Source organism: Mycobacterium lacus (genome assembly GCF_010731535.1).
GTDB classification, from domain to species: domain Bacteria; phylum Actinomycetota; class Actinomycetes; order Mycobacteriales; family Mycobacteriaceae; genus Mycobacterium; species Mycobacterium lacus.
The window spans coordinates 289,917-313,985 of the sequence record NZ_AP022581.1; the positions used below are offsets into that span (position 1 = coordinate 289,917).

23 protein-coding genes and 1 pseudogene are annotated in these 24,069 nt (G+C 66.4%); 10 read left to right on the plus strand and 14 right to left on the minus strand.

From position 1 onward, the window contains the following. Nucleotides 1–48 precede the first annotated feature (48 nt). From G6N24_RS01395 to G6N24_RS01410, 4 genes are all read left to right on the plus strand, one after another. Nucleotides 49–654: a TetR/AcrR family transcriptional regulator gene (locus G6N24_RS01395; protein ID WP_085155970.1), complete on the plus strand. Its 606-nt coding sequence runs from the start codon at nucleotides 49–51 to the stop codon at nucleotides 652–654. After that, nucleotides 651–1,169, plus strand: a complete 519-nt coding sequence (locus tag G6N24_RS01400) for a hypothetical protein (protein WP_085155967.1) — start codon at nucleotides 651–653, stop codon at nucleotides 1,167–1,169. Before G6N24_RS01395 ends, G6N24_RS01400 begins: the two co-directional genes overlap by 4 nt. A 64-nt stretch (nucleotides 1,170–1,233) precedes the next feature. Then, nucleotides 1,234–2,505 (plus strand): cytochrome P450, encoded by a 1,272-nt coding sequence (locus G6N24_RS01405; RefSeq protein WP_085155964.1) that lies wholly within the window; start codon nucleotides 1,234–1,236, stop codon nucleotides 2,503–2,505. Beyond that, entirely contained in the window at nucleotides 2,502–2,690 is a 189-nt protein-coding gene (locus G6N24_RS01410) for a ferredoxin (protein ID WP_085155961.1), read from the plus strand. Before G6N24_RS01405 ends, G6N24_RS01410 begins: the two co-directional genes overlap by 4 nt. Here G6N24_RS01410 and G6N24_RS01415 read toward each other — a convergent pair. The 7 genes from G6N24_RS01415 to G6N24_RS01445 form a co-directional block, all read right to left on the minus strand. After that, complete coding sequence (locus G6N24_RS01415) at nucleotides 2,677–5,622, minus strand: MMPL/RND family transporter (protein WP_085156057.1); 2,946 nt, start codon at nucleotides 5,620–5,622, stop codon at nucleotides 2,677–2,679. The genes G6N24_RS01410 and G6N24_RS01415 overlap by 14 nt on opposite strands. Before the next feature lie 59 nt (nucleotides 5,623–5,681). Then, a complete protein-coding gene (locus G6N24_RS01420) occupies nucleotides 5,682–7,016 on the minus strand; it encodes a hypothetical protein (RefSeq protein ID WP_085155959.1) in 1,335 nt (444 codons plus the stop codon). 300 nt (nucleotides 7,017–7,316) lie between these two features. Next, a complete protein-coding gene (locus G6N24_RS01425; protein WP_085155956.1) occupies nucleotides 7,317–8,969 on the minus strand; it encodes a PE family protein in 1,653 nt (550 codons plus the stop codon). 74 nt (nucleotides 8,970–9,043) lie between these two features. Next, nucleotides 9,044–9,232: a ferredoxin gene (locus G6N24_RS01430; RefSeq protein ID WP_085155953.1), complete on the minus strand. Its 189-nt coding sequence runs from the start codon at nucleotides 9,230–9,232 to the stop codon at nucleotides 9,044–9,046. Continuing rightward, on the minus strand, nucleotides 9,229–10,434 hold the full coding sequence (locus G6N24_RS01435; RefSeq protein WP_085155951.1) for a cytochrome P450: 1,206 nt from the start codon (nucleotides 10,432–10,434) through the stop codon (nucleotides 9,229–9,231). The genes G6N24_RS01430 and G6N24_RS01435 overlap by 4 nt, the downstream gene beginning before the upstream one ends. Then, the gene (locus tag G6N24_RS01440) at nucleotides 10,431–10,898 is read right to left on the minus strand and encodes a hypothetical protein (protein ID WP_085156054.1); all 468 of its coding nucleotides are present in this window, start codon (nucleotides 10,896–10,898) and stop codon (nucleotides 10,431–10,433) included. The genes G6N24_RS01435 and G6N24_RS01440 overlap by 4 nt, the downstream gene beginning before the upstream one ends. 41 nt (nucleotides 10,899–10,939) lie before the next feature. Next, a complete protein-coding gene (locus G6N24_RS01445) occupies nucleotides 10,940–12,595 on the minus strand; it encodes a thiolase C-terminal domain-containing protein (RefSeq protein ID WP_085155948.1) in 1,656 nt (551 codons plus the stop codon). Between the two features lie 255 nt (nucleotides 12,596–12,850). On the opposite strand from G6N24_RS01445, the gene G6N24_RS01450 reads away from it, so the two are divergent. Together G6N24_RS01450 and G6N24_RS01455 are read left to right on the plus strand one after the other, a co-directional pair. Next, complete coding sequence (locus G6N24_RS01450; RefSeq protein WP_232070665.1) at nucleotides 12,851–13,129, plus strand: type II toxin-antitoxin system TacA family antitoxin; 279 nt, start codon at nucleotides 12,851–12,853, stop codon at nucleotides 13,127–13,129. Further along, a complete protein-coding gene (locus tag G6N24_RS01455) occupies nucleotides 13,130–13,666 on the plus strand; it encodes a GNAT family N-acetyltransferase (RefSeq protein WP_085155945.1) in 537 nt (178 codons plus the stop codon). A gap of 324 nt (nucleotides 13,667–13,990) precedes the next feature. Here G6N24_RS01455 and G6N24_RS01460 read toward each other — a convergent pair whose 3' ends face one another. Together G6N24_RS01460 and G6N24_RS01465 are read right to left on the minus strand one after the other, a co-directional pair. After that, nucleotides 13,991–14,287 (minus strand): ferredoxin, encoded by a 297-nt coding sequence (locus tag G6N24_RS01460; RefSeq protein WP_085155943.1) that lies wholly within the window; start codon nucleotides 14,285–14,287, stop codon nucleotides 13,991–13,993. Between the two features lie 8 nt (nucleotides 14,288–14,295). Further along, complete coding sequence (locus G6N24_RS01465) at nucleotides 14,296–15,603, minus strand: NADH-ubiquinone oxidoreductase-F iron-sulfur binding region domain-containing protein (RefSeq protein WP_085155940.1); 1,308 nt, start codon at nucleotides 15,601–15,603, stop codon at nucleotides 14,296–14,298. 37 nt (nucleotides 15,604–15,640) lie between these two features. Between G6N24_RS01465 and G6N24_RS01470 the strand changes: the two genes are divergently transcribed. Next, nucleotides 15,641–16,096: a hypothetical protein gene (locus G6N24_RS01470; RefSeq protein ID WP_085155937.1), complete on the plus strand. Its 456-nt coding sequence runs from the start codon at nucleotides 15,641–15,643 to the stop codon at nucleotides 16,094–16,096. Nucleotides 16,097–16,110: 14 nt separating this feature from the next. Here the strand turns inward: G6N24_RS01470 and G6N24_RS01475 are convergent, their stop codons facing one another. The 4 genes from G6N24_RS01475 to G6N24_RS01490 are packed head-to-tail and all read right to left on the minus strand — an operon-like array spanning nucleotide 16,111 to nucleotide 19,657. Further along, nucleotides 16,111–16,977: an alpha/beta fold hydrolase gene (locus G6N24_RS01475; RefSeq protein ID WP_085156047.1), complete on the minus strand. Its 867-nt coding sequence runs from the start codon at nucleotides 16,975–16,977 to the stop codon at nucleotides 16,111–16,113. A 17-nt stretch (nucleotides 16,978–16,994) separates the two neighbouring features. Next, a complete protein-coding gene (locus G6N24_RS01480) occupies nucleotides 16,995–17,396 on the minus strand; it encodes a Rieske (2Fe-2S) protein (protein WP_085155935.1) in 402 nt (133 codons plus the stop codon). A gap of 1 nt (nucleotide 17,397) precedes the next feature. Further along, nucleotides 17,398–18,540 (minus strand): amidohydrolase family protein, encoded by a 1,143-nt coding sequence (locus G6N24_RS01485; RefSeq protein ID WP_085155932.1) that lies wholly within the window; start codon nucleotides 18,538–18,540, stop codon nucleotides 17,398–17,400. Between the two features lie 22 nt (nucleotides 18,541–18,562). Further along, nucleotides 18,563–19,657: an amidohydrolase family protein gene (locus G6N24_RS01490; RefSeq protein ID WP_085155930.1), complete on the minus strand. Its 1,095-nt coding sequence runs from the start codon at nucleotides 19,655–19,657 to the stop codon at nucleotides 18,563–18,565. A 461-nt stretch (nucleotides 19,658–20,118) separates the two neighbouring features. Here G6N24_RS01490 and G6N24_RS01495 point away from each other — a divergent pair. Continuing rightward, nucleotides 20,119–21,476, plus strand: a pseudogene (locus tag G6N24_RS01495) (HNH endonuclease signature motif containing protein). Nucleotides 21,477–21,571: 95 nt separating this feature from the next. On the opposite strand, the gene G6N24_RS01500 reads toward G6N24_RS01495, so the two are convergent. Beyond that, entirely contained in the window at nucleotides 21,572–21,787 is a 216-nt protein-coding gene (locus tag G6N24_RS01500; RefSeq protein WP_085156349.1) for a hypothetical protein, read from the minus strand. Nucleotides 21,788–21,889: 102 nt separating this feature from the next. Here G6N24_RS01500 and G6N24_RS01505 point away from each other — a divergent pair, with 102 nt between their 5' ends. Together G6N24_RS01505 and G6N24_RS01510 are read left to right on the plus strand one after the other, a co-directional pair. Next, entirely contained in the window at nucleotides 21,890–22,888 is a 999-nt protein-coding gene (locus tag G6N24_RS01505; protein ID WP_085156346.1) for an acyl-CoA dehydrogenase family protein, read from the plus strand. Next, nucleotides 22,872–24,047: an acyl-CoA dehydrogenase family protein gene (locus G6N24_RS01510; RefSeq protein ID WP_085156342.1), complete on the plus strand. Its 1,176-nt coding sequence runs from the start codon at nucleotides 22,872–22,874 to the stop codon at nucleotides 24,045–24,047. Before G6N24_RS01505 ends, G6N24_RS01510 begins: the two co-directional genes overlap by 17 nt. Nucleotides 24,048–24,069: the final 22 nt, after the last annotated feature.

Consider the following 24,069-nt stretch of genomic DNA (forward strand, 5'->3'; position numbering starts at 1 on the left):
ACTGTGTGTTCAGTAGGTTAGTTCGCGAGACGAGTTGTGAGGAGTACGGTGCCCGGCACACGGCCATACGACACGCTTCTCGCCAAGGGTGAGGACCGCAGGCAGCGGATCCTTACGGTCGCGCAGCGGCTCCTGACACGCAACGGCTGGCGTAACACGACGCTCGCCCAGATCGCCAGCGAAGCCGGGGTCACCCCCGCCGGGTTGCTGCATCACTTCGAGTCGAAGGAGCAGTTGCTGCACGCGGTGCTGGACCAGCGTGACCTCGACGACGACTCCCATGCCGACCGTGGCGGTGATCTGCTGGCCGAGATTGCCCAGGTGGCCGACAGGTTCAATCGGGCCCCCGAACTGGTGGGCACGTTCACCGTGCTGCTGGTGGAGAGCATCCACCCCGACGCTCCGCTGCACGACCGCCTGGTGGCACGGCAGCGGGATGCGATCGCCATCGTCGCCGAGGCCATTCGCCGCGGTCAGGCGGAGGGCCGGTATCGCACCGACATAGACCCCGCCGTCAAGGCAGTGGAGGTTCTCGCCTTCATCCACGGAATGGAACTGACATGGTTGCTCGATCCTTCGTTACCGCTGACCGAGGTGTTCGAGGAGTACGCCGGGTCATTGGCACGGGACTTCGCCCCGCCGAGCACGACGTGAGATACCGCCTCGACGTCGTCGCCTCCACTGTCGCCGACGTCGTGCAGTTCGCCGGCGGGTGGCTGTTCGACCGGGCAATGGCGGGATGGGATGTCACCGTGCTCCTCACCGACCACCCCGACGATCGGCCGCTGCACATCCTCGGGGCTCAGACACTCGACCTCGAAGACGCCCTGGCATCGGTGGGTACGCGTCCCCGCCCACAGGCGCTAGCGGCCGCGACGGATCTTTTCGGATGCGACTCACGGGTGCGGCGGGGCGTGCTTGCCGCCCTCGATCGCGGCGTCACCGAAGTCACGCTGTGGGGCGAGACCTGGCCCGCCGAGCTGGATCGTAGCGTCGGCCCGGTACAGCATCGGCTGAGCACGGCCGCGCAGACGTTCAAGGCGAAGGCCCTGGCGGCCGCCGCGTTGGCGGCGAAATCCGTCGGCCTTACCGAAACCTTCCGTGGCGGGCTGAGGGTGTCTGCGTCGGTCGCGGCCGATCTGGTGCCCGCCCAACTGTCTCGACCGTGAATCCGGCGATGGTTGGCGACCTCTCTGCGGAAATGTCATACTCATCTGTGAGAGGAAGGTTCTCATGCGCGACGTCACCGAGATGGACTTCTTCCGCGATCACCGGCTCGTCGAAAACCCGTACCCCTACTACGAGGCGCTTCGGCAGCAGTGCCCCGTCACCCGCGAGGAGCATCATGGGGTCACCATGGTGACCGGCTGGGACGAGGCCGTCGGCGTGTTGAACGACGCGGAGACGTTCTCCTCGTGCATCTCGGTGACCGGCCCATTTCCCGGCTTTCCGGTGCCGCTCGAGGGTGACGACGTGACCGAGCTCATCGAGCGACACCGCGACGAGCTGCCGTTCAGCGACCAGCTGCCCACACTGGACCCGCCGGCACACACCAACCATCGCTCGCTGCTGATGCGGCTGATCACCCCCAAGCGCCTCAAGGAGAACGAGGACGCCATGTGGGTGCTTGCCGATCGGGTGCTCGATGGGTTCCTGGCTCCGGGTCAGGGCGAATTCATCAAGGGATTCGCGGGCCCCTTCACGCTGCTGGTCATCGCCGACTTGCTGGGGGTGCCGGAAGAGGACCGCGATACGTTCGTCAACAACATCCGCCGGCACTCCGGCGGCGGTGTCGGGGGCACCGGCACGGAAGCGCTGGCGCACAACCCGCTGGAGTTCCTCTACGGGGCCTTTGGCGACTACGTTCGGGAGCGCCGCCGCGCGCCCCGCGACGACGTGCTGACCGGCCTGGCGACCGCGACCTTCCCCGACGGCTCCGTTCCCGACGTCGAAGACGTGGCCCGGGTTGCGTGCAACGTCTTCTCGGCGGGCCAGGAAACGACCGTGCGGCTGTTGGGGGCGGCGTTGCAGATCATCGGGGAGCGTCCCGACATCCAGGATCAAATACGCAAGGACCGCAGCCTCATTCCCAACTTCGTCGAGGAGGCGCTGCGCATCGAGAGCCCGGTGAAGGGGGACTTCCGCTTGTCCCGGGTGTCGGTAAACGTGGGCGGGGTCGACCTTCCCGCGGGCACCACCGTGATGGTGCTGCAGGCGGCCGCCAACCGCGATCCGCGCCGGTTTGCCGACCCCACCACGTTCGATCCCGCGCGCAAGAACGCCCGGCAACACCTGTCGTTCGGGCGGGGGATCCACAGCTGTCCCGGTGCGCCGCTGGCGCGAGCCGAAACGCGGGTGGCGGTCGAACGCCTGCTCGACCGGACGTCCGACATCGGGATCGACGAGCGCGTCCATGGTCCGGCGAATGACCGCTGCTACCAATATGTTCCGACCTATATCCTGCGTGGCCTAACCGAGCTGCACCTGGAGTTCACGCCGGCATGAAGGTCTCGGTCGACGACCAGTGCTGTCGCGGTCATGGCGTATGCGTCACGCTGTGTCCGGAAGTCTTCAGCCTGACCGATGACGGCTACTCGGTGGCCATAACATCCGATGTGCCAAACGAATTGGAGGCCGCTGCCCGGGAGGCCATCGCATGCTGCCCGGAGCGGGCGATCAGCGAGAGCTGACCCGTCGCTGGTCGTAGTCGGGCCACCAGTTCGCCCGCCCGATTATCGCCGCCAGTGCCGGCACCGTGATGGTTCGCACCACGAAGGTGTCGATCAACAGGCCGACGCCGATGATGAACCCGGTTTGCACCATGGTAGAGATGCCGCCGAACAGCAGACCGAACATCGATGCGGCAAAGATTATCCCGGCCGAGGTGATGACACCCCCCGTCGAACGGACAGCACGAATGATGCCCGAGCGGATGCCGGTGTTTGACTCTTCACGAATCCGGGTGATCAACAACAGGTTGTAGTCCGCCCCAACGGCGACCAGGACGATGAACGCGGTCGGTGGCACGTTCGACGAGATCGCCTGGTGAAGGATGAACTGAAAGAAAACGACTCCCACACCCAAGGCCGACAGATACGAGAGCACCACGGAGGCAATGAGATACAGGGGAGCCACGATCGCCCGCAGTAGCGCGATGAGGATGAAGAAGACAATCGCCAGCGTCGCGATGACGACCAGTCGAAGGTCGCCGAAGTAGTAGCTGCGGATCGCGCTGTACATCGGAGTGGTGCCGACCGCCGATATCGAGGCATCCGCGAGTGACGTGTTTGGCTGCGCGCCACGAGCCGTGTCGAGTATAGATTTCACTTGGTCCATCGCGGCGGTGCTGAACGGATCGCATTTCGTTTCGACGATGTAGCGCGCCGAATGCCCGTCGGGCGAGATGAACATCTTCGCGGCGTTGGTGAAGTCGTCCGAGTTGAGCACCTGGGGTGGGATGTACATGCCCGCCATGGAGCTGTGCGGCGCGTCGCGTTTCATCGACAACAGCAGCATGGCTGCTTGGTTCATGCCCAAACCCAGCTGCTTGGTTTGGTCGACGAGCACCCGCACACCGTCGGCCAGTTGCCGGCTGCCCTCGGTCAGCTCGTCGGCGCCGTGGAGCAGTTGGGCAATCGTTTGTTGCGCGCCGGCAGGGGTGTTGAGGCCCGCCGTGCGCAGGCTGGCGCTTGTCGTTGCGAGCAGGGTGGTCAGTTGTTGGACGGCTGATTCCAGGCTCTGCGCGACGCCGAAGGTACCGTTGTTGCGCGCCAAGACGAGCTGTTCGAGGTGGGAGCGGCCGGTGCTGCACGCGGGGTCGGCGCTGCATTGGGGGCTGTTGCGCAAGGCGTCGAGCATGGGGCCCGCCGAGTCGACGACGCTGGTGGCAAGTGTCTGAGCGGATCCGTCGGCGTTCGCAAGACCGCGGATGGTGTCCAGAAGTTGGGCCGCCGCGGCGAGCTGCTGCTGCGCCCGGTTCAGCGTGGTGGCGAGCCCGGTCACCGACCCGCTGGCGCCGCGGATCTGGTTGCGAACCTTGGCGAGGGTTGCAGCGAGTTGGTCGGCGCCACGGGTCAGGGCGTCAAGGTCATCGGCTCGGTCGTTGATCTGTGCCGAGACATTTTCGAGATTGGTGCCGACCTCTCCGGCTTGAAAGCTGAGCTTGGTCTGATCAATCGGCTGGCCACTAGGACGGGTAATGCCGCGCACCGCAGCGATATTGGGCAGCTGCGACACGCGTTGTGCCATTTGGTCCAGGTCGGCCAAGTCCCGAGGCGTTCGCAGGTCGTGGGGCGAGTGAACGTAGATGTATTGCGGCAGCAGCGTGCTTGTCGAAAAGTGGGCCTCCATCGCCGCAAAGCCGACGTTGCTGGGCGCCGAGTGCGGCAACTGCAGGCGGTCGTTGAAGGTGGGGCGCAGGAAGGCCGCACAGGACGCCAGCGCGATCAGCAGGAACAAGCTGGCCAGCAGGTGCACTTCGCGCTGGCGCACTATCTGAACGGCCGATCGGCGCCACAGCCGGCCGCTGAGCTCCCGCCGCGGTGTCACCCAGCCGCGTCGACCGGCGAGCACGAGTACGGCGGGCAACAGCGTGACGGCGGCAAGAAACGCGATTGTGATCGAAATCGCCAGTGCCGGGCCCACACTCGTGAACGCGGGGAGGCGGGTGAAGACCATGCACAGGAACGTGATGGCGACCGTGGCCGCCGACGCCGCTATGACTTTGCCCACGGACGCCAACGCCTGCTGCACAGCGAGGTCCGAGTCGGTGCCAGAGCGAATGTTCTCGTGGTAGCGGCTGATCAAGAAGACGGCATAGTCGGTGCCGGCGCCGATGATCATGGTCGTCATCAACGCGATCGTCAGCGCGGACACCCCGAGTCCGAGCTGAGCCCACCCGGACACCACGCCCTGGGCCGTCGCCACCGAAACTCCGATGGTGACCAATGGCAGCAGCACGGTCACGGGTCGTCGGTAGATCACCACCAGGATGGTCAGCACGAGCAAGGCGGTGGCGATCTCGATCATGTGCATGTCGCGAGCGCTGATGATCAGCAGGTCGCCGATCATGGCTGGCTGTCCGGTCACCTCCGCGGTCAGCTGGGATCCCGCGGTGGAGTGTTTGGCGATTTCGGTGATCCGCTGGTAGGCCCGCGAAGAGTCCGGCGAGCCAACGGGCGCCCGCAGCGTGACCGCCATGAAAAACGCCTTATTGTCGGCGCTGACCAATAATGGACGCAACGCCGGGGTCGTCAAGACGTCTTGCACGCCGGCCACGTCGCTGCTCGCGCCGCGTAGCGCGACTGACAGCTCGCGGTAGGCATTGTCATCGGCAGGCTGCAGTCCCCGCTGGTCGGTGAGTACGACGATGAGGGTGTTCTGCGCCGATTCACCGAAGTCCGCGGCCATCTGCTCGGCAGCCGCCATGGCTTGGGGCGGCAGCAGCCGCATGGTCTGGCGTTCGACCACCTTCGTCAACGGCGGGAAGGCCACGGCCAGCACGAAAACCGCGGCAATCCATGCGGCGATGGCGAGCCAGGGCGCGCGCACCACGAAGCGACCCAGCACCGAAAACGGATCGATGCGCGTCCAGGTCCTCACGGCGGCAACGGGTTTAGACACGGTGACCTCTTCGTTCGTGGGTGGGACACCTCCCGGGCCCCGCTCACGGGCTGCCGGCGTCACCAGCCCGTCGTGCCGGTAAGCGAGAAGTCGTTCAGCACGCTCGAAAGGCTGCGCCGCAAGTCCTCGGTCGAGTTGGGGCGGCCCGGCTGATACCCGACGACCGAGACGGAAACCTTTCCGTGCACCCTTGCCGAAAGCAACGCGAGCCGTCCACCGGTGCGATGCATCATCGCCTTGGTGACGCCAGGGAAGAGCGATGTCATGGCGAAGTAGTCGGCTTCGGTGCCGTCTGGCCGATTGGTGTCCGGGTTGATCGCGCCAAGGTTGGAGAAGATTACGGTGTGCGGACTGCCCGCGACCACGTTGACTAATCGCCGGGCGAGCCACCGAGGCACGAAGGGAACGATGGGCAGCAGTGCCCACAGTTCGTCGGGCGCTTCCTGGTGGCGGATCAGCGCTCGCTTGATTGCCGCCCGGATTTCGCGAAGGTCGGTCGTCGCGGTTGCGGGATCGATCGCGAAGTCGATGTTCGTCACCGCGTTGGCGGCGGTATCGTCGGCGTCGCGCTGGTCGACGGGCATCGCCAAGGTGACGGAGCCGTCTTCCGCGACCCGTCCCACCCGCTGAGCGAGGCGGGCCGCCAACCCCGCGAGCAGCGCGTTGCCGGTCCCGCCCAGGGAGTGTGCGCGGGCGTCCCACTCGTCGGCGTCGACGAAGATCGCTGCCATGGGCAGGGCGATTCGTTCGTCGGGTCCGGTAGGCGCTGGTGGTTTGGCACGTAGCGGGCTGGCGGTAGCGGCACGGTCGTGGCCACGCTTGGCCAATCGTGCCGCGGCGCCTACGGCGCGGCCGATGCTCGGGATGTCGCGCACGGTTTGGCGCAGGTCCTCCACCACCGCCCGGCCGCGCCGGCGAGACCCGGCAGCAGGCCAGCTGAGCACCTCTTCGCGACCGGACGCGGCGTCCGCCAACGCCTCGCACAACCCGAGTCCGTCGGTGAGGCAATGGGCAATGACCAGGCTCAACCCCGAACCGCCGTCGGTGAAGGGGAGCGTCGCCAGGTGCCAGCCGGGCCCGCGCTCGCTATCCAGGTGGGCGTTGGTCTGCTCGGTCAGCCAGATGTCGAATTGTTCACGCGGCCGGGCCGAGCCAACGATCTCGACATCGGACGGTCGGCCGTGCGATATCCAGCGATGGCGGCCGAACGGCAGCGGCGACCGTTCGATGAGGCGGGATAGCCGGCCGCGCTGAAGATGATCATGGAACTTGCGTAACCCCTCGATGTCGATCGCTCGGTCGTACACCCAGACGCACTGCAGCAGGGCGGTGGTTCCGGTGGCCCGCTCGCCGGCGAACATGCCCTGGTCGACCAGATCGAGTACATTGCCCATGCACGAAACGTACCGTTCGTTGCGGCATCGCCGGGTCGCATCGCGGAAGGAGATTGCTTTCTAAGCGGGAGGCCGCGATTTGCCGCGGGAGCAGCAGGTTATCGGCATCCTCCTTGATGCGTCCGTACTTTCCGTCGCCGGTCCGGGCGCTGGCGTCCGCACTTCCTGATCGAGATCACCTGCCGGGGCGATGCCGCACAGTGTCGCCCACCAGCGCCTCGTTGCTTTCCGTGTGTTGGAGGTCGCCGCTCGAGGGGCATCGAATGCTGCCCCGAGAGGCGGTTAGCGAGTGCTGATCGATTAGCCGGTCAGGCCGTCGACACCATCGACGCCGTCGGTGCCGAGTTGTCCCGGGGCCCCAGCAAGACCATTCGTGATCCCAGATCCGCCACCGCCGCCCGCGCCGAATCCGCCGCCCGCTCCACCGGCGGCCCCGGTGCCGCCCGCGCCGCCAGCGCCCGTCTGGCCGAACAGACCGCCGCCGCCGCCCGCGCCGCCGTTCCCGCCGTTGCCGCCGTTGCCGCCGTTGCCGCCGTTGCCGCCCACGCCCCCGGCGCCACCGGCACCATCCAAGAACCCGTTGCCGCCGTCTCCGCCCGTTCCGCCTTTGCCGCCCGTATCGCCTGCGCCGCCTGCACCGGCGGCGCCGCCGTTGCCGCCGGCGCCGCCGTCGCCGAACAGCAGCCCGCCATGACCGCCGCTGCCACCGACGCCGCCGCTGCCTCCGGCGCCGCCCGCCGCGCCGACACCGCCGGCCCCGCCGACTCCGCCACTGCCTCCGACAGTGCCGCCGCCGCCGAGGCCGCCTTTACCGCCCGCAGCTCCGGTGCCGCCGTTCCCGCCGGTGCCACCGACACCTCCGGCACTGTTGCCGAAGCCGCCGGTGCCGCCCATACCGCCGGGTGCTCCCGCCCCCCCGGCGCCGCCAGTGCCTCCGGCGCCCCCAACGGACACATACGCGAGGTCAGCAATGCCGTCTCCGCCGACACCGCCCGCGCCACCCGCGGCGCCGACGCCGCCGGCACCTCCCGTGCCACCGTCGCCCCCGCGCGCGTTGCCAGGAAAGCCGGCAAAGCCGCCATCGCCGCCGCGGCCACCGTGCCCACCGGGCTGACCGAGGGTGGCGGTGCTAACCCCGTCGGAGCCTGGCCCACCGGGGCCGCCGAAAGCACCGCCCGGACTGGCCCCGTCGGTGCCAGGGTTCGCCGGGGGGCCCGCGGGGAGGGGGCTGGGGTTGACACCGGGGGCACCGGGCGCGCCCTGGCCGCCGTTGCCAGCGGCCCCGCCTTGGCCAAACAACCCAGCGTTTCCGCCATTTCCGCCGTTTCCGCCGTTGGCACCCGCGACGATGGCGCCGCCGCCGTTGCCGCCGGCACCTCCAGCGCCGTACAGCAGCCCACCAGCACCGCCGTTTCCGCCGGCCGCACCTGGGGCGCCTAGCCCACCACTGCCGCCATTGCCCAACAGTCCGGCGGCGCCGCCATTGCCGCCAATGGGATGCGCACCGCCGCCGGAACCGCCGTTGCCGCCGTTACCGAACAACAGCCCGCCGGCCCCGCCGTTTTGGCCGGTTCCCGGTGCCCCATCGGTGCCGTCGCCGATCAGCGGACGCCCCAGCAGCGCCTGGGTGGGTGCATTGATCAGGTTCAACAGTTCCTGCAACGGCGAGGCGTTGGCGGCCTCCGCGCTGGCGTACGTATGTGCGCCAGCGTTCAGGGCGCTGACGAACTGCTCGTGAAACGACGCCATCCGCGCGCTGAGCGCCTGGTAGGCCTGGGCATGCTGGCCGAACACCGCTGCGATCGCGGTCGATACCTCGTCTGCGGCCGCGGCGGCTAGCGCCGTCGTCGGGGCGGGCGCGGCCGCGTTGCCCGCGCTGATCCCCGCGCCGATACACTCCAAATCTGTTGCCGCCATTGCGAGCATCTCCGGTGCGGCGATGAGAAACGACATGCACGGTCCTCCGATCGCTGGGAGACGTCGATCGTATCGCCGTCCTCGTCGATTGATCCGTGTTTTGCGAGTTGCTACTCCTTTACGGAGACCGCTTGACGCGGGCATCGGCGGACGGCTTCACGCACTAACGATTCGTTCGCCGGCGTGACCACGGGCTGCAGCACGGTCAGCCTCTCGTTGCCGAGGCGGAAGACCTCCGGGATGACGCCCACGCACACGCCGTTGCTTTCGCAGAGCCCGAACTCGACATCGACTTTCATCGCAGCACCTTCACCGGCACGTTCTTCCACCCGGCAACGTTTTGCATGTGGACGCGCTCGCAGCCTCCCCAGTCCACCTCGAAACGCGGCATGAAGTCGAGCAACTTCTCCAGCGCGATCGCGCTCTCCATGCGGGCCAGCGCCGCACCGAGGCAGCTGTGAATCCCGTAGCCAAATCCCAGGTTGAGCGCTTCGTGCCGGTCGCGGTCGATATCGAATCTGTCGGGATCCGTCCAGGCCGCGGGGTCACGGTTGGCCGCACCGTTGATGAGGAACACCGGCTTTCCGGCTGGAATCGTGACGCCGTGCAACACAACGTCTTTCATCGAGCGACGGACCTGATATTGGGACGGCGCCTCGTAGCGCAGTAGTTCTTCGACCGCGGCCGGGATCTTGCTGCGGTCGCCGAGCAGCTTCTGCCACTGCTCGGGGTGGCGGGCGAATACCACCGGCACATTGCCGACCAGCTTGGTGACGGTCTCGGCGCCGGCGCCGCCCAATAGCGTTGCAAAGCCGGCGATTTCGATGTCGTCCAGCCTTGTCTTTTGCCCGTCTTCACGTTCGATCTCGGCGTCGATGAGCTTGGTGAACAGGTCGTCACGCGGTTCGGCGCGGCGTTGCGTTACCAGCTCGTAGTACAACATCGCCGTGTTGATGTTGGCTTGCATGCCCTGCTCGCCGATTTCGACCTGTCCGGGCTCGCGATGCAGCGACTCGTCGATCCAGTGGCGCACCTGCTGCGCGTGTTCCTGCGGCACCCCCAGCATCGTGGTGATCACCTCGACCGGGAATGGAGCGGAAAAATCCTGCACCGCATCGAATCGCTCGGGATCGGCCGCATTGAGGTACTTTTCGATCTTCTCGATGACCGTCGGCCGCTGAGACTGGATGGCGCGCGGCGTGAATACCCTGTTCAGCAGGCTGCGCATGTGCCGATGCTCGGGCGGGTCCATAAAAATGATCGACTTCTGCGGTGTCCGCTTGCCGGACCGCACCATCGACAGGTCAATCCCGTAGGCAGACGAATACGTCTCGAAATCCTTGAGCCCGGCGGCCACATCCTCGTGACGGGTCAACGCGTAGAAGTCGTACTCCTCGCTGTGGTAGACCGGCGCCTCCTCCTGCATCCGCCGGTACGTCTCCCAGGCGCCGTTGAAGAATTCCTCGGAGAACGGGTCGAAGACCAGCCTCGATTTGGTCATGGGACACTCCTCGCTGACGAGTTGCGGGCCGGAGTCGCCGAACCGGATGCGGTCACGCATTCGTCGGCAAAGGCAAAGACCTTCGAGTGGTAGGCGCCGGCAGTGTGCCCGAGGCTGATGTTGTGGCCCGCCTCGGGTTGCTGATCGACGGTGAACCGGGGACACCCCGTGAACGGGGCACCGATCTCGCTCAACGCCGGGGGATCGGTCTGCCACACCCGCTCGTATTCGGCGATGCTGAATTGCACGGGGACGCGCACGGCCGGGGCGAGCGCCGCGAAGTTCTGGCGGGCCCAGTCGGACACCATCTGGTCCTCGTAGGCCGGCGCCGCCGGCGAGACCGTGATTCCGGTGAGGACCTCGGACGGATACAACCGCTCCGGGTGCCACAACAGCTCGCCTCCGCCGTGGATCGCCACGATGACGGCTCTGGGGTCTTCGGCCTCCGCTACGAGGCCCGACATCGGCACGCCGTCGACGACCACCACCCGGGGGCGGGGGGTGCTCACGTGGCCGCCCTCAGTAGGAGCACGCCGCTGGGGGTGAGGCCGCCACTGCTGACCACGCCGACCCGGGCGCCGGCGACCTGGCGCGCGCCGGCCTCGCCACGCAACTGCGTGACGGCCTCGTGCAGCAGACCCATGCCGTGCGTGCGGCCGTGTGAGAGCTGACCGCCGTGCGTGTTGAGCGGCAGCAGCCCGTCGCGGGCGATGTTCTTGCCGCCGTCCAGGAATTCCCTGGCCTCACCGATCCCGCAGAACCCCAGCGCCTCGATCCAGGACAGGCAGTTCATGGTGAACCCGTCGTAGAGCTCGGCGACGTCGACGTCGCTGGGCCGCAGCGAAGTTCGCGTCCACACGTGTGCGGCCTGGCCCAGCACCTGCGGCTCATGCGTGAGAGTGCTTTGGTCCCAATCGATTCGCTCGATGATCTGCGTTCCCACCGCCTCTACCAGAACGGGCGGCTTGGCCAGGTCGCGGGCGGCGTCGACGGCGGAGACGACGACGGCTATCGCGCCGTCACAGGGCACGTCGCAGTCGTAGAGACCGAACGGTGTGGTGATGGGCCGGGCGTTCAGGTAGTCCTGCATCGTCATCGGGGACCGATAGACGGCGGTCGGGTTGAGTTCGGCGTTGGCCCGCTGGTTCAACGCGATCCAGCCCAGCGTCTCTTTCGTGGTGCCGTAGCGATGGAAGTGCCGTTGCGCGTTGATCGCCAGGGTGTGCGCCGCCGACGTGGCGCCGAACGGGAACTGCCAGCTGGTCGTGCGGCCACCGGACGGGGTGATCTTGCCCTGCTTCATCAGCTCGCTGTAGGTGGCTTCCCACAGCGTCCGGAAGCACAGCACGTGGCGAGCCAGGCCGCCGGCGATCGCGAGCATCGCCGCGATCACCGATCCGCCGGGGCCGAAGGTTTCGATGCCACCGTTGTGCCAGGTCGGCCGGATACCCAGCGCCGCTTCCAACGCGGTCACCCCACCCTCGCCGAACCCGCCCAGGTTGCCGCCGCCCGGATAGGTCGACAGGCCGTCGATGTCGGCGAACGTCAGCCCGGCATCGGCAATGGCCGCCTCGCACGCCTGCACCGTCAGGGACAGCGGGGGCACCATCAACCGGCGCCCGATCGGTGACATGCCTATCCCGGTGAGCGCGACCTTGTCCTCGAACTTCTCGGTAGTCAGCATGGGGCGGACGTGTTCGCCGAAGCGCTCCGGCGCGATCTCATCGACCGGCAGGGGACCGGGCTCAGCGTCCGCCGTTGGCCGGAACAAGGGCAGCCAGACGTCCTCGACCCGCTCGAAGACCACCTCCACCTGCTGTCCGAGTTCGAGCTCATCGGGATCGCACCCAATGATGTTGGTGGTCAACCGAACCCGGGGATCTTCCGCAATCGCCACCTGGGCGACCACGTATGGCGCCGGCAGCCCGGGCAGGCTGAACCGATGGTTCACGGTGAACCCGGCCAGGGTCGCCCTGCCCGAGACGGTTCGTACGCCCATATCGCGCGAGCGACAGTAGCGGCACACCGGCGCGGGCGGGTGGATCAGCGCCTCGCAGGACCTACATTCCTGCAACCGCAGCGTGCCGTCGGAACCGGCAGTCCAAAAGAACTCGTTCTCGGGCGTGACCAGAGGCAGCGGGCGACCCGGTGCAGCTGACACGTCACCTCCGGGAGTCGCGCGCCCGCCAACGGCACGGTAGGACCGTTATACGAATCAGAGAATTACGTTATCACCTACCAGCAGGCACGATCTAGGCCGTATCGGCTGTGCGCGGCCGGGGGGTTGTCGCGCTGGCTGGAGCCGGACGGGTCAAAGAGTGCTGCGGTATCAACCGCGGTATCGGCTCAGGCGCAGTGAACAGTGCCGATTGCGTATCGCTCGACTAAGTCCGCTGCGTACTGTCATTGTAAGTACATGACCGCCATGAAAGATGAGCGTGTGCAGTTGCGCGTCGATGCGGTGTCGAAGCGTCGGCTGGAGGAGGCTGCCCGCGAGGCGCACTTAAGTGTGTCGGCATTCGTACTGCAGGCCGCTAGTCAGGCAGCTGACGACCTGCTAGCCGAACGACAGACCATCCATCTGTCGCCCGACGCGGCGGCCGCGTTCACGGAAGCACTTAACCGTCCGGCGCGGGTGAACGAGCGGCTGGCGGCTGCATTGCAGCGCCCACAGCAGTTCAGCTGGCTGGACTGAGTGGAGTTCTATCGGCCGACGCTGCTGGACCCGGAAAAGCATCAGCGCGAGGGATTCACCTCGGGCGAGCCGTCTCTAGACGAGTGGCTGCGCCGCTACGCAGGTCAGAACCGACGCGGCAAGACCGCGGCGGTGTGGGTCATCGCCGATCGCGGCCATCGGGTGGGTTGTTACGCAACCTTGTCGATGACTTCGGTGGATCGAGCCGCTAGCCCGGCTCCGTTGGCGAAGGGTGGCCCGACGCAAGTTCCCGCGCTGCTTGTCGGTCGATTGGCCACTGACACGCGGGTCACGGGACTTGGACTCGGCACTCAAATGGTGAAGCACATTCTAGCGACTGCGGCCGAACTGAACCTGAAGGCAGCTTGCCGAGCCGTCGTCGTCACTGCACTCAACCCCGCGGCATTCAATTGGTGGCAGCGATTCGGCTTCGAACCGTTCGACTCCGAGGATGCGACAAATCTCGATCTTTACCTGCTGACCAAAGACGTCACGGCGACTGTAGTTAGCACCAGGGGCGATAGCTCAGTCGGTTAGAGCCGCGGACGCCGAGAATGCACCATATGCGCACGCATCGCGGCGTGTCGCACACCGCGGCCTCGGACATGGCGAAATGACCAGCGGCGCCGATGCTGGCCGCCGGTGGTTAGCGCGACTTCACCGAACGCGGATTGCGCCTGAAATACTCAGCGCCCAACGCACGCACCTCCGGGTACTCCGCGTCGCTGGACGTCGTTCGCACCGCCTTGCTCATACCAGTGGTCACAGTCAGGATCGGTCGATCCACCTCCAACGCCGCCGTGTCCAACCCCTATTCACCGTCAATGACTGGGGATCGGGGGTGTGCCGCCATCGGACCGCTCAACGCGTGAAACCCCACTCGGCTTCGCTCGCCTCGGTCTTGAGGTGAGCGGCGGGATCCTCGTCGGTGCTTAACGGTGGTGGCACGGCATCCGGTCGACGTTCATCCATCTCCATGATGGCGTGGACCGGGCAGTCCATCAGCGCGCGCATGACCGCGTCGCGGTCGGCTTCGGCGACGGCGCCGTCCCCGATCAGGCCCGCGTATCCCCAGTCGTCGAGCGAGAAGTATCCCGGCGCGTGCTTGGCGCAGACGCCGAAGCCGTCACAGATGGTGCGGTCGAGGTGAATTTTCATGCCTTTCGTCACGCGGGCCTCACCGCCTCCACCTCGTAGGGCCGTTCGGCGCGAAAAGCGCTGGTGCGGCACGCTTCGCAGGCGCGGTCGAGATGGCGCGCCACCGCGCGCGGAAACTGGTCGAGCAGGCTGCGCGCCACATTGGTGGCGGCGTCCAGCGTGGCGCACGCCCCGCGGCCGCGCAGCAGCACCGACCAGCGCCGCAACCGGCTGAGGTCCCCGGTGGTGGCGACGCCGTCGCGCAGCGCCCCGGCGACGGCCGCCATCGCGGCCGTTCCGTTGAAACACGATCCGCACTGCCCGGCATTTTCGCGGTCGAAGTAGGCCAGCACGGACGCGGCAACCGCAACCGGGCAGTCGTCGGTGATCACCGCGATCGCGCCACAACCCAGGCCGCTGCCGAGGCCACGCAGCGTCTCGTGGTCCAACGTGGCGTCCAGCACCGCGCGATTCAGCAGCCCGGCGAAATACCCGCCCAATAGCGCACCCCGCACCTGCTCGGACGAAACCCCGTGCAGGGCAAGGAGTTCGGTGAACGGCAGGCCGTGCGGGATCTCGTAGAGAGCCGGCGGTCGGCCAGCGCCGGTGAGGGTTACCAGGAAGGTACCGGGCGAGGATGCCGTGCCCAGCGAGCGAAATTCCGCAGATCCGTGCTGTTGCAGGTAGGGCAGGTTGGCCAGGGTCTCGACATTGCTCACCAGGGTGGGTCGCCCGCCGACGCCTTTCTGGAACGGCCGCGGCGGCTTGTCGGTCGGCTTCACCGGACCGCCGTTGATCGCGCGGGTGACGGCGGTTTCCTCGCCGGCGATGTACCCCGGATCGACCTCCCACAGCTCGACTCCGACGTCACCGAACGCGCCGGGCTCGAGCTCGGTCAACGCGGTTTCCACGCTGCGAGCGGATTTCGGGTCGGACACATAGACGTAGGCGCGGTCGGCGGCCACGATCGCCGCGGCCAGCCGCAGCCCGTCGAGAACCAGGTGCGGCCGGTGCCGCAGTAACCATCGATCCTTGATCGACGCCGGTTCCCCCTCTTCGCCGTTCGCGACGACGACGGTGCCACCGGCGGTACGCCCGTTGTCGCGCACGGTGCGCAATTTCACCGCGAGCGGAAACGCCGCGCCGCCGCGCCCTTGCAGCCCGCTGTGGTCGACCTCGCCGAGCACCTCGTCGGGGGCGGCGAGGGGACGGTAGCCGCCGCGCTTCCGGTACTCGGCGAAGCTCTCCCGCATGTGGCCGGGCGCCTCGCCCAGCAGCCGCGACGGGCAGCCGGGCCAGGTGGCGACGACGACGGTCGGCGCGGTGCTGGTTTCCATCAGCTAGCTCCCCATCGTCGCGGTTAGTCTTGCGGACATGCGAACTGCCGTGGTGCGTGTCAACGTCGACCCGACCGGTGTGCTCACCCCGGAACAGTTACGCGAGGGCATCTCGGTGCTCCTCGGGCTCACTAGAGAGACTGGCGCCGACGTCGTCGAAAGCGACCGTGGCCGCGACGTTCAACTGCTGATCGCCAGCGATGACGTCGAGGTGGCCAAGCGGGCCGCAATTGACTTGTGCAGCAAAGTGTTCAACACCGGCCCGGTGGCAGGCGCGGTCACCTTCATCAGCAGGGGAACCGACGACGATGCCCACGGCGTGCTGTCCGCGTTCGGGCTTGCCGGTGAAATCGTCCGGTGCGCCGATGCGGAGGGCTTTGACGTCGTCTACGTGACCTTGCGCGAGGCCGACCTCGAACGCATCCCGGAAAGCCGGATCCACACGGCCCTTGAGGCGTCGCTGAACTGTGAGGTTCACATCCGCACCAGGTAGGGCATAGTGGGACATCACGAGCCCAAGAATTCGAGGATCGCGGGCGCGGCCTGCACCCAGGTGTCGAACATGTTGAAGTGGGTCACCCTGCCCGCGGCGCGGTCTTCGGCCGCGCGCTCCCACGCATCCTCGGGCCAGGGCGGATCGATCAGCTTGGATCCCTTGATCAAGCAGCTCACCTCGAGCGACGTCCGCTTGGGATGATCCCAGTCGTTCTCACCTCCGCGGATAATCAGCGTGGGAACCGTTATGCGGTCGAACATTTCGTCCTCGACGCCGGGAATGGTCTGTCCAGGCTTGGACACGAACGCGTTGAGCCAGCGCAGCATCACCTTGAGGAACTCGTCGCGGTCGAGGGCCAGGAACCGCTGCTTGTTGTTCGGGTTCTCCTCAATCCGCTCGCGCCACTCGGGCACCCTCATCACCCCGGCCATTCCGGTTCCGCGCGCCGCGAGAATGCTTGGGACCACGTAGTAGGAACCCAGCACGAACGTGCCGTACACGCCGCCGACGATGTTCCACACGACGAGCCGCTCGACCAGTTCGGGGTAGAGCATCGTTGTCAGCATGGAATCCCTCGCCCCGCCCGAGCCCCCGGCGATGATGCACCGCTGGACACCGAGCGCGGCCAGCACACCGTGCAGGGTCTCGGCGCGCATGTGCGATTCGCTTTGGCCGTAGAACTGTACATCGGAGGCGCCGCAATTGGGCCGGTCCCACAGCAGCACCCGGTAGCCGCCACCGACCAGTGCCTCGGCCAGCGGCCGCAGGCCAGGAACATCCTTGCTGAACCGGCCGCCGGGTGTCAGTACGATGAGATCACCTGAGTCGCCAAGGATTTCGTAGACGACGTTTCCGCCGTTCACCTCGACGGACGACACGCGGTTCTCCTGCAATGTCATGCCATCACCAGAACGTCGTTGCCCACCACACGGACCGGATAGGTGCGGATACTCCACTCCGGCTTGACCGCGGTGGTGCCCGTCGCCAGCTCGAAACCCCATTGATGCCAGGGGCAGTAGATGAACTCGAGATCCCGAACCATGACGGCGTCCCCGGCGACACTCTCATCCACGATGGTGCGTCCCCGGGCGCGCCCGGAGCACAACGGACCGCCCTGGTGCGGGCAGTAGTTCGCGATGGCGTAGAAGTTGCCGTTGACGTTGTAGACGCCCACGCCGTGCCGTCCGATCGGCACCAGCTTGTGCGTGCCCGGAGGAATCTCGTCCACCGTCGCGACGACATGCTCGCGGCCCTGAGCGAGACGGGGTGGGGGTCGCTTGGGGGTTTCTTCCGCCAATTCAGAGCACCCGCACTTGACCCTCAAGAACCGGAACCGTCTCCGGGAGGTGATACGTCGCGATGCCGTTCTTGAACATCACCGCCTCGCGAGCCGCTTTGGGAAGGTGCTTGACCAACCAGCGCGGGTCGTCGAACGTCCAATGCGGGTAGTCCGAGGAGTACAGCAGGATCTTCTCGCATTCCATCCACTTCAAGGCGCGGATCAACTCGGTCTTGTCTTCCGGGTAGTCCAGCGGCTGGGTGGTGAACTTGATGTGGTCCTTGACGTACTCGCTTGGCTTGCGCTTGATCTCCACCCGCGACTTGCGCGCTTGGTAGACCGCGTCCATGCGCCACATCAGCGGCAGGATCCAGCTGAAGGCGTGCTCGACGAACACGATCCGCAGCGTCGGGAACCGGTCGAAGACGCCGTCGAAGATCAGGCTCATCACCTGGTTGGCGGCCAGCAGCGAGTAGGTCACCATGAAGTCGTGGTTGTAGCTGGGGAAACCCACCGGTGGGATCGGCAGCGTTTCGTACGCGCCGCGTGCGAGGTGGCAACTCACCGTGATGTCGTGCTTGGTGGCAGCCGCCCAGATCGGATCGTACTTCGGGTCGCCCCACGACGGTCTTGGCTCGGCCTTGATCAGGATCTGCGCTATGTAGGGGTGGCCGGCCCACTTCTCGATCTCGCGGGCTGCGCCCTCCGGATCCTCGATGGCGACGGAGATTGAACCGCGCCACCGTTCGTGCCAGTTGTTGTGGCCGTCCAGCCAGTGGTTGGCCTGCCAATCATTGAGGGCACAAGCGAAGGCGTGGGTAGTCTCCGGAAGGCGCGTTGCCGCTCCCAGGGGTTCCAGGATCGCGATGTCCGCGCCGGCCTCCATGATCAGCTGCCGGAACGCCATTTCCGGGTCGCTGCAGGCGAATTCGCCATCGGGCGGAAAGGTGTCGACGCGCATCGCGTACGCGTGCGCGTAGTCCGGAGCGTCGTAGTAGATGGTCTCGCCGACCCGGCGGGCCAGGAAGTACTTGCTGCGCCACGGCTCCGGTATGTATTCGACCAGCTCACCGCGCCTTGGGTACGGGTGGATGTCCGAGTCGACGCACCGGACGGCAATGCGCTCGGCGGCGGGAACCCGCTTGTGAGTCTGTGTCAGCATGGTGGCCTCCCTTGTCTACCGTCTACTGTGCGCCGGAGCCCACAGAAATGTCGATCCCGTACAGGTTGGCCGCGTTGCGCCAGCACAGCTTCTCGCGCTGTCCGCTGGACAGCGCTCTCGGCAGCTTGCCGACGTCGGCGCACTGCCAGTGCGGATAGCTGGAGCCGAACATCACCATGTCGTCCTTGTCGGTGAAGCCGAACCACTCACCGGCGAAGTCGGCATCTTCGGGGGGACCGTCGAGGCTGCCCTGGACGAAGTAGACATGTCCGGGCAGGTAGTCGCTGGGGATGCGCGGCGCCCACGGCGTCTGTTCTAGGTGCGGCCGGCCGAAGACGTCCATCCGCCAGATGAACGGCGTCACGAAGTCCGCCGCACCGTCCGCCCACACGAACTTCAGGTTTGCGAACCGCTCGAACACCCCCTCGGCGATCATGTTCATCAGGTGATAGAGGTAATTCAGCGCCATGAAGCTGACGTATTGCTCGTATGTCCGGGTGTGGCCGGAAGGTGTCGGGGGAAAGGCGATGCCCTCGCCCGACTCGATGTGCACAGCCACCGGAAGATTCGCCTCGGCGGCGGCTTCCCACAGCGGCCAGAACTGCGGTTTGCCATAGAGCTCGCGGGACTGCAGCGGCACACCGATCTGAACCACGCGCGGGTGCGTGCGCCATTTGTCGACCTCGCGCACCGCGCCAGCGATGTCGTCGGGGTTGACCCGGATCGTGCCGCGGAAGCGGTGGCCGAACTCGCCGTGCTCAAGCCAGCGCGACACCATCATCTCGTTGTGAGCGGCATGTAGCGCGCTGCCCAGATGCCGGTCCGGCATGATGCCGCGTCCCATCGGATGCAGGACCGCCATGTCGACCCCGCGCTTCGAAAACAGTTCGTTGGCAACGAATTCCGGATCCGAACCCGGATACCGCTGGTTCGCTCCGTCGGTGTTCGGCGCGTACTCGCCGCCGGGCGCCCCGTACCAGTCCATCTCGTAGTCAGGGAAACCGCGGCTCTTGAAGGGCTCACGCAAGAATGAGCGCAGGTCCTTGCTGGACGGGAAGAAGATGTGCACGCTCGCGTCGATAAAGGGCGTGCGGGTTCCGTCAGCGTGTTCGATCACGTCAGTCGCCCTCCGGTTCCGGCAGCCAAAGTGAGCCCGGCCGGGCCATATGATAGATAACCTAACATTCTCGCTGGCCGCCAATCAATGGATTTCCCGTAAGCATTTCGGTTAATCATTAGTACTGGTAGCTGTGGCTATATGTGGCCAGGGCGCAAGTAGTGTTCTTCACAAGTAAGAATATCATTCTCTGCCACGTTCAACGTGGAAGTTACTGGCGGTTCACCGGCTGAGACCCCGCAGCCTTCTCGAATGGCTCGGTCGGCCCGAACGTAAGGGTCGTTGTCTCGGTCGCGTAAGCGCGTGTACGAGCAGCCTCGCCCGCGGTACTCCACCGACGGAAGAGCAGGTCTCGATGCGGACGCATGCTGTCGTCGCTGCGATGAAATCCCGTGTGTCACTGTAGTTTCAGTGGTTTTAGCGGACCGGTTTCTGTCGGTGGCGGCTCATAGTATTGGGGTATGGGTTCGAGCACGCGCGAGGAGATCGTTGAGGTCTGCGACGCGCTCGATCATGATGTGGACCGCTTGTGCGGCTTGTCGTTTGATGTGTTGACCACCCCGGAGCGGTTGGGGTTTCTGGAGAAACTCGAAGACGAGGCGCGTCGGCTGCCGGTGGCTCGGCATGGGTTGATCAATCAGCTCGCCGAGCGGGCCGGCGAGGAGGAGTTGGGCGGCAAGCTGGGGTCGGTGTTGGCCAGCCGGTTGGGTGTCACCCGGGGTGAGGCCAGCCGGCGGGTGGCCGAGGCTGCCGATCTGGGTGAGCGGCGGGCGTTGACCGGTCAGCCGTTGGCGCCGCGGCTGACCGCGACCGCGGCGGCGCAGCGGGCGGGCCGGATCGGTGACGGGCATGTTCGGGTGATCCGTGATGTCGTTCGCCGCCTGCCGGTCGGTGTTGATGTGGAGACCCAAGACCAGGCCGAGGCCCATCTGGCCCGGTTGGCCACCCAGTTTCGCCCCGACCAGGTGGCCAGGCTGGCCGCGCGGTTGATGGACTGCCTTAACCCCGACGGCGACTTCTCCGAGGAGGATCGGGCGCGCCGGCGCTGGTGGTGGGCAAGCACGATGTCGACGGGATGTCACGGATCAGTGGCTATCTGACGCCCGAGGCGCGGGCCACCGTGGAGGCGGTGCTGGCCAGGCTGGCCGCCCCGGGCATGTGCAACCCCACCGATGAGACGCCGGTCATCGACGGCGCGCCGTCGGAACAGGCCGTGCGGCACGACACCCGCAGCACCGCGCAGCGCAACCACGATGGTCTCAACGCCGCGCTGCGCGCGCTGCTGGCCTCCGGAAAGCTGGGCCAGCACAACGGGTTGCCGGCCAGCATCATCGTGACCACCACGCTCAACGACCTCGAGGCCGCCGCCGGCAAGGGGCGCACCGGCGCCGGCGGCATGCTGCCCATATCCGATGTGATCCGCCTGGCCCGCCACGCCCACCACTACTTGGCGATCTTCGACCAGGGCAAGGCCCTGGCGCTGTATCACACCACACGCCTGGCCTCCCCCGGGCAACGAATTGTCCTGTACGCCAAGGACCGCGGGTGCACCGCGCCGGGATGCGACGTGTCCGGCTACTACTGCGAGGTGCACCACTGCACCCCCTACGCCCACTGCCATACCACCGACGTCAACGACCTGACCTTCGCCTGCGGCGGGCATCACCCACTGGCCGAACAAGGCTGGACCACCCGAAAACGCAAAGACGGCACCACCGAATGGATCCCACCGCCGCACCTCGACCACGGCCAGCCGAGGACCAACAGCTACCACCACCCCGAAAAACTACTGGTGGACGAGGATGAAGACGACCCCTGAGTCGCCACGCTTGCTTGACTGGGCGGCGAACTATTCATGTTCGCGTGATGCTGCGCAATACCGACACGATCATTCGAGTAGCGGACGATTGTGGCCTAATCCGCTGAGCGCGCGGCGAAAAACCGGGCGGTCCCGTTCATCGCTGGCTCGGCCTGGTCGTTCACCGGCCAAACCTCCGCACCAGAAAGGCCCCGGCGTGACGCCACCGAGGCGAGATGCGCACGGAAAACAGCGGATTGAAGACTGCAGTAACGCGCCTTGAGTTGCTTGATGGCTTCGATCTCCCACCGCGTCCTTGCGGTGTCGAGCATTCCGATCCCTTCACGCACCCCATAACCAAATTGCGAGATTGCTACTTCCGTAGCCGAGAATGATATTCTCGCATCGGTGATGGGCGACGGGAAGGCACCTTCATGCTGTTGGAATTCGATGCCGATCAGCGGCTGTGGCAGCACACGGTGCGCGATGCCATCGCCAAGCAGTGTCCGCCGTCGCTGGTGCGTGCGGTGGCCGACGATGGCGTCGACCCGAGCCCGTTGTGGAACGTCTATGTGGAGCTCGGCTGGACCGAGCTCCACGAGCCGGCCAGCGCGGTGGAGCTGGCGATCGTGTTCGAAGAGCTCGGCCGGGCCACCGATCCCAGCCCCTTCCTGGCCACGATGAGCCAGTTCGCGCCGTTGGCGTGGGGTCACTTCGACCCGCACCAGTCGGGTGCCGCGGCGTACAACGGGGTGTCGGCGCACCGGGACGCCGATGGTTGGGTGTTGGACGGTAGCGCGCGCCATGTGCTCGACGGCGATCGCGCCGACAAGCTGGCGGTGGTGACCGACGCCGGGGTGTTCATCGTCGGGTCCGATCAGGTGTCGGCCCGGCGTTGCGCCGTTTTCGATCCGGTGCTGCATGTCGCTGACCTGTCATTCTGCGGCGTCCGCGTGCCCGACAGCGTCCGGGTAACCGCTGACCGGGAGCGGGCGCATCATGTTGCGCTGACGGGTATGGCGATGACGATGGTCGGCGCGTGCCAACGCATCCTCGATCTGGTCCTCGAGCATGTCCGCAGCCGTCATCAGTTCGGCGTGCCAATCGGCTCTTTCCAGGCCGTCCAGCACAAGGCCGCGGACATGCACGTCGCTGTGGAGCGCGCTCGGGCGCTGGCGTACTACGCCGCGTTGACGATCGCCGCCGACGACCCGCGGCGGCGGTTGGCGGCCGCGATGGCCAAGGCATCGGCGGGTGAGTGCCAGTCGCTGGTGTTCCGCCACGGCCTACAGCTCTTCGGCGCCATGGGGTTCACCTGGGAGAACGACCTGCAGTTCGCGCTCAAGCGAGCCAAGGCCGGTGAGCTGATGCTGGGCGGCGCCGCCGAGCATCGCGCGCGGATCGCCGAGGAGTACCGTGCAGCTGACTTTTGAATCCGATGTCGAGGCGTTCCGTGCGGAGTTTGCGTCCTTCCTCGACGAGAATCTGCCTCCCGCAGGCGAAACGCGCGAGCGTCCCCGGTCGGTCTCCCATATGCCACCGTGGGCGCGTCGCTGGCAGCGCCTGCTCTTCGACAGCGGCTGGCTATTGCCCGGTCAGCCACCGGAATTCGGCGGCCGCAACGCGACCGTGCTGCAGCAATTCGTCTACCTGGAGGAACTCAGCCGCCGGCGGATCTACCACAGCTTCAACCCGCAGGGCGTGAACATCGTTGCGGCGTCACTGTTGTCGTTCGGCAGCGAGGAGCAAAAACACCGCTGGGCGGTGCCGATCCTCCGGGCCGAAATCACCGCCTCGTTGGGGATGAGCGAGCCGAGTGCAGGGTCCGATCTGGCGTCGCTGCGTACTCGGGCTGTGCTCGAGGACGATCACTACGTCGTCAACGGCCAGAAAGTATGGACCTCCGGAGCACACGACGCCGACGTGTTGTTGACGTTTGTGCGAACCGATCCGGATGCGCCAAAACACAAGGGCATCAGCGCATTGCTGATACCGACCGAAACCCCCGGCATCGTGCGCCGGCCCTTCCCGTCGATCTGCGCGGCCGATGACCTGGACTTCAACGAGGTGTTCTTCTCCGACGTGCGGGTGCCGGCGGAGAACCTGGTTGGGCGGGAGAACCAGGGTTGGCAGGTGGCCAACGGGTCGCTTGGTCATGAGCGCACGATGATGTGGCTGGGCTTCGTGGATCGACTCGAGAACGTGATCGCCGACTTCCGTCCCACGACGGCGCGCGAGCGCGACCATTACTCCACCACGATCATGGACAAACATGCCCTCCGCCTGTTGGGTTCGGTGGCCCTGGCACGCGCCGCCCGCGGCGAAGACGATGTGGCCGCGCTGTCGGTGCTCAAGCTGCTCGGTTCCGAAGCCGAGCTGCGCGCGTGCGAACAGGCCCTGGAGGCCGCCGGGCCGGACGGCCTGATCCACCCCGCGCTGAGCGGTCCGTACGCGCCGATGAACCTCGACCACTATTTCGGCAGCTGGTTCGAGCGTTATGCCCGAAGCTTTTCCGGCACCATCGCCGGCGGAACTTCCGAGATCCAGCGCAACATCATCGCCCAGCGACTGCTTGGCCTCCCTCGCGGCTAGCGCGAGCAGACGCGAAAGCTCG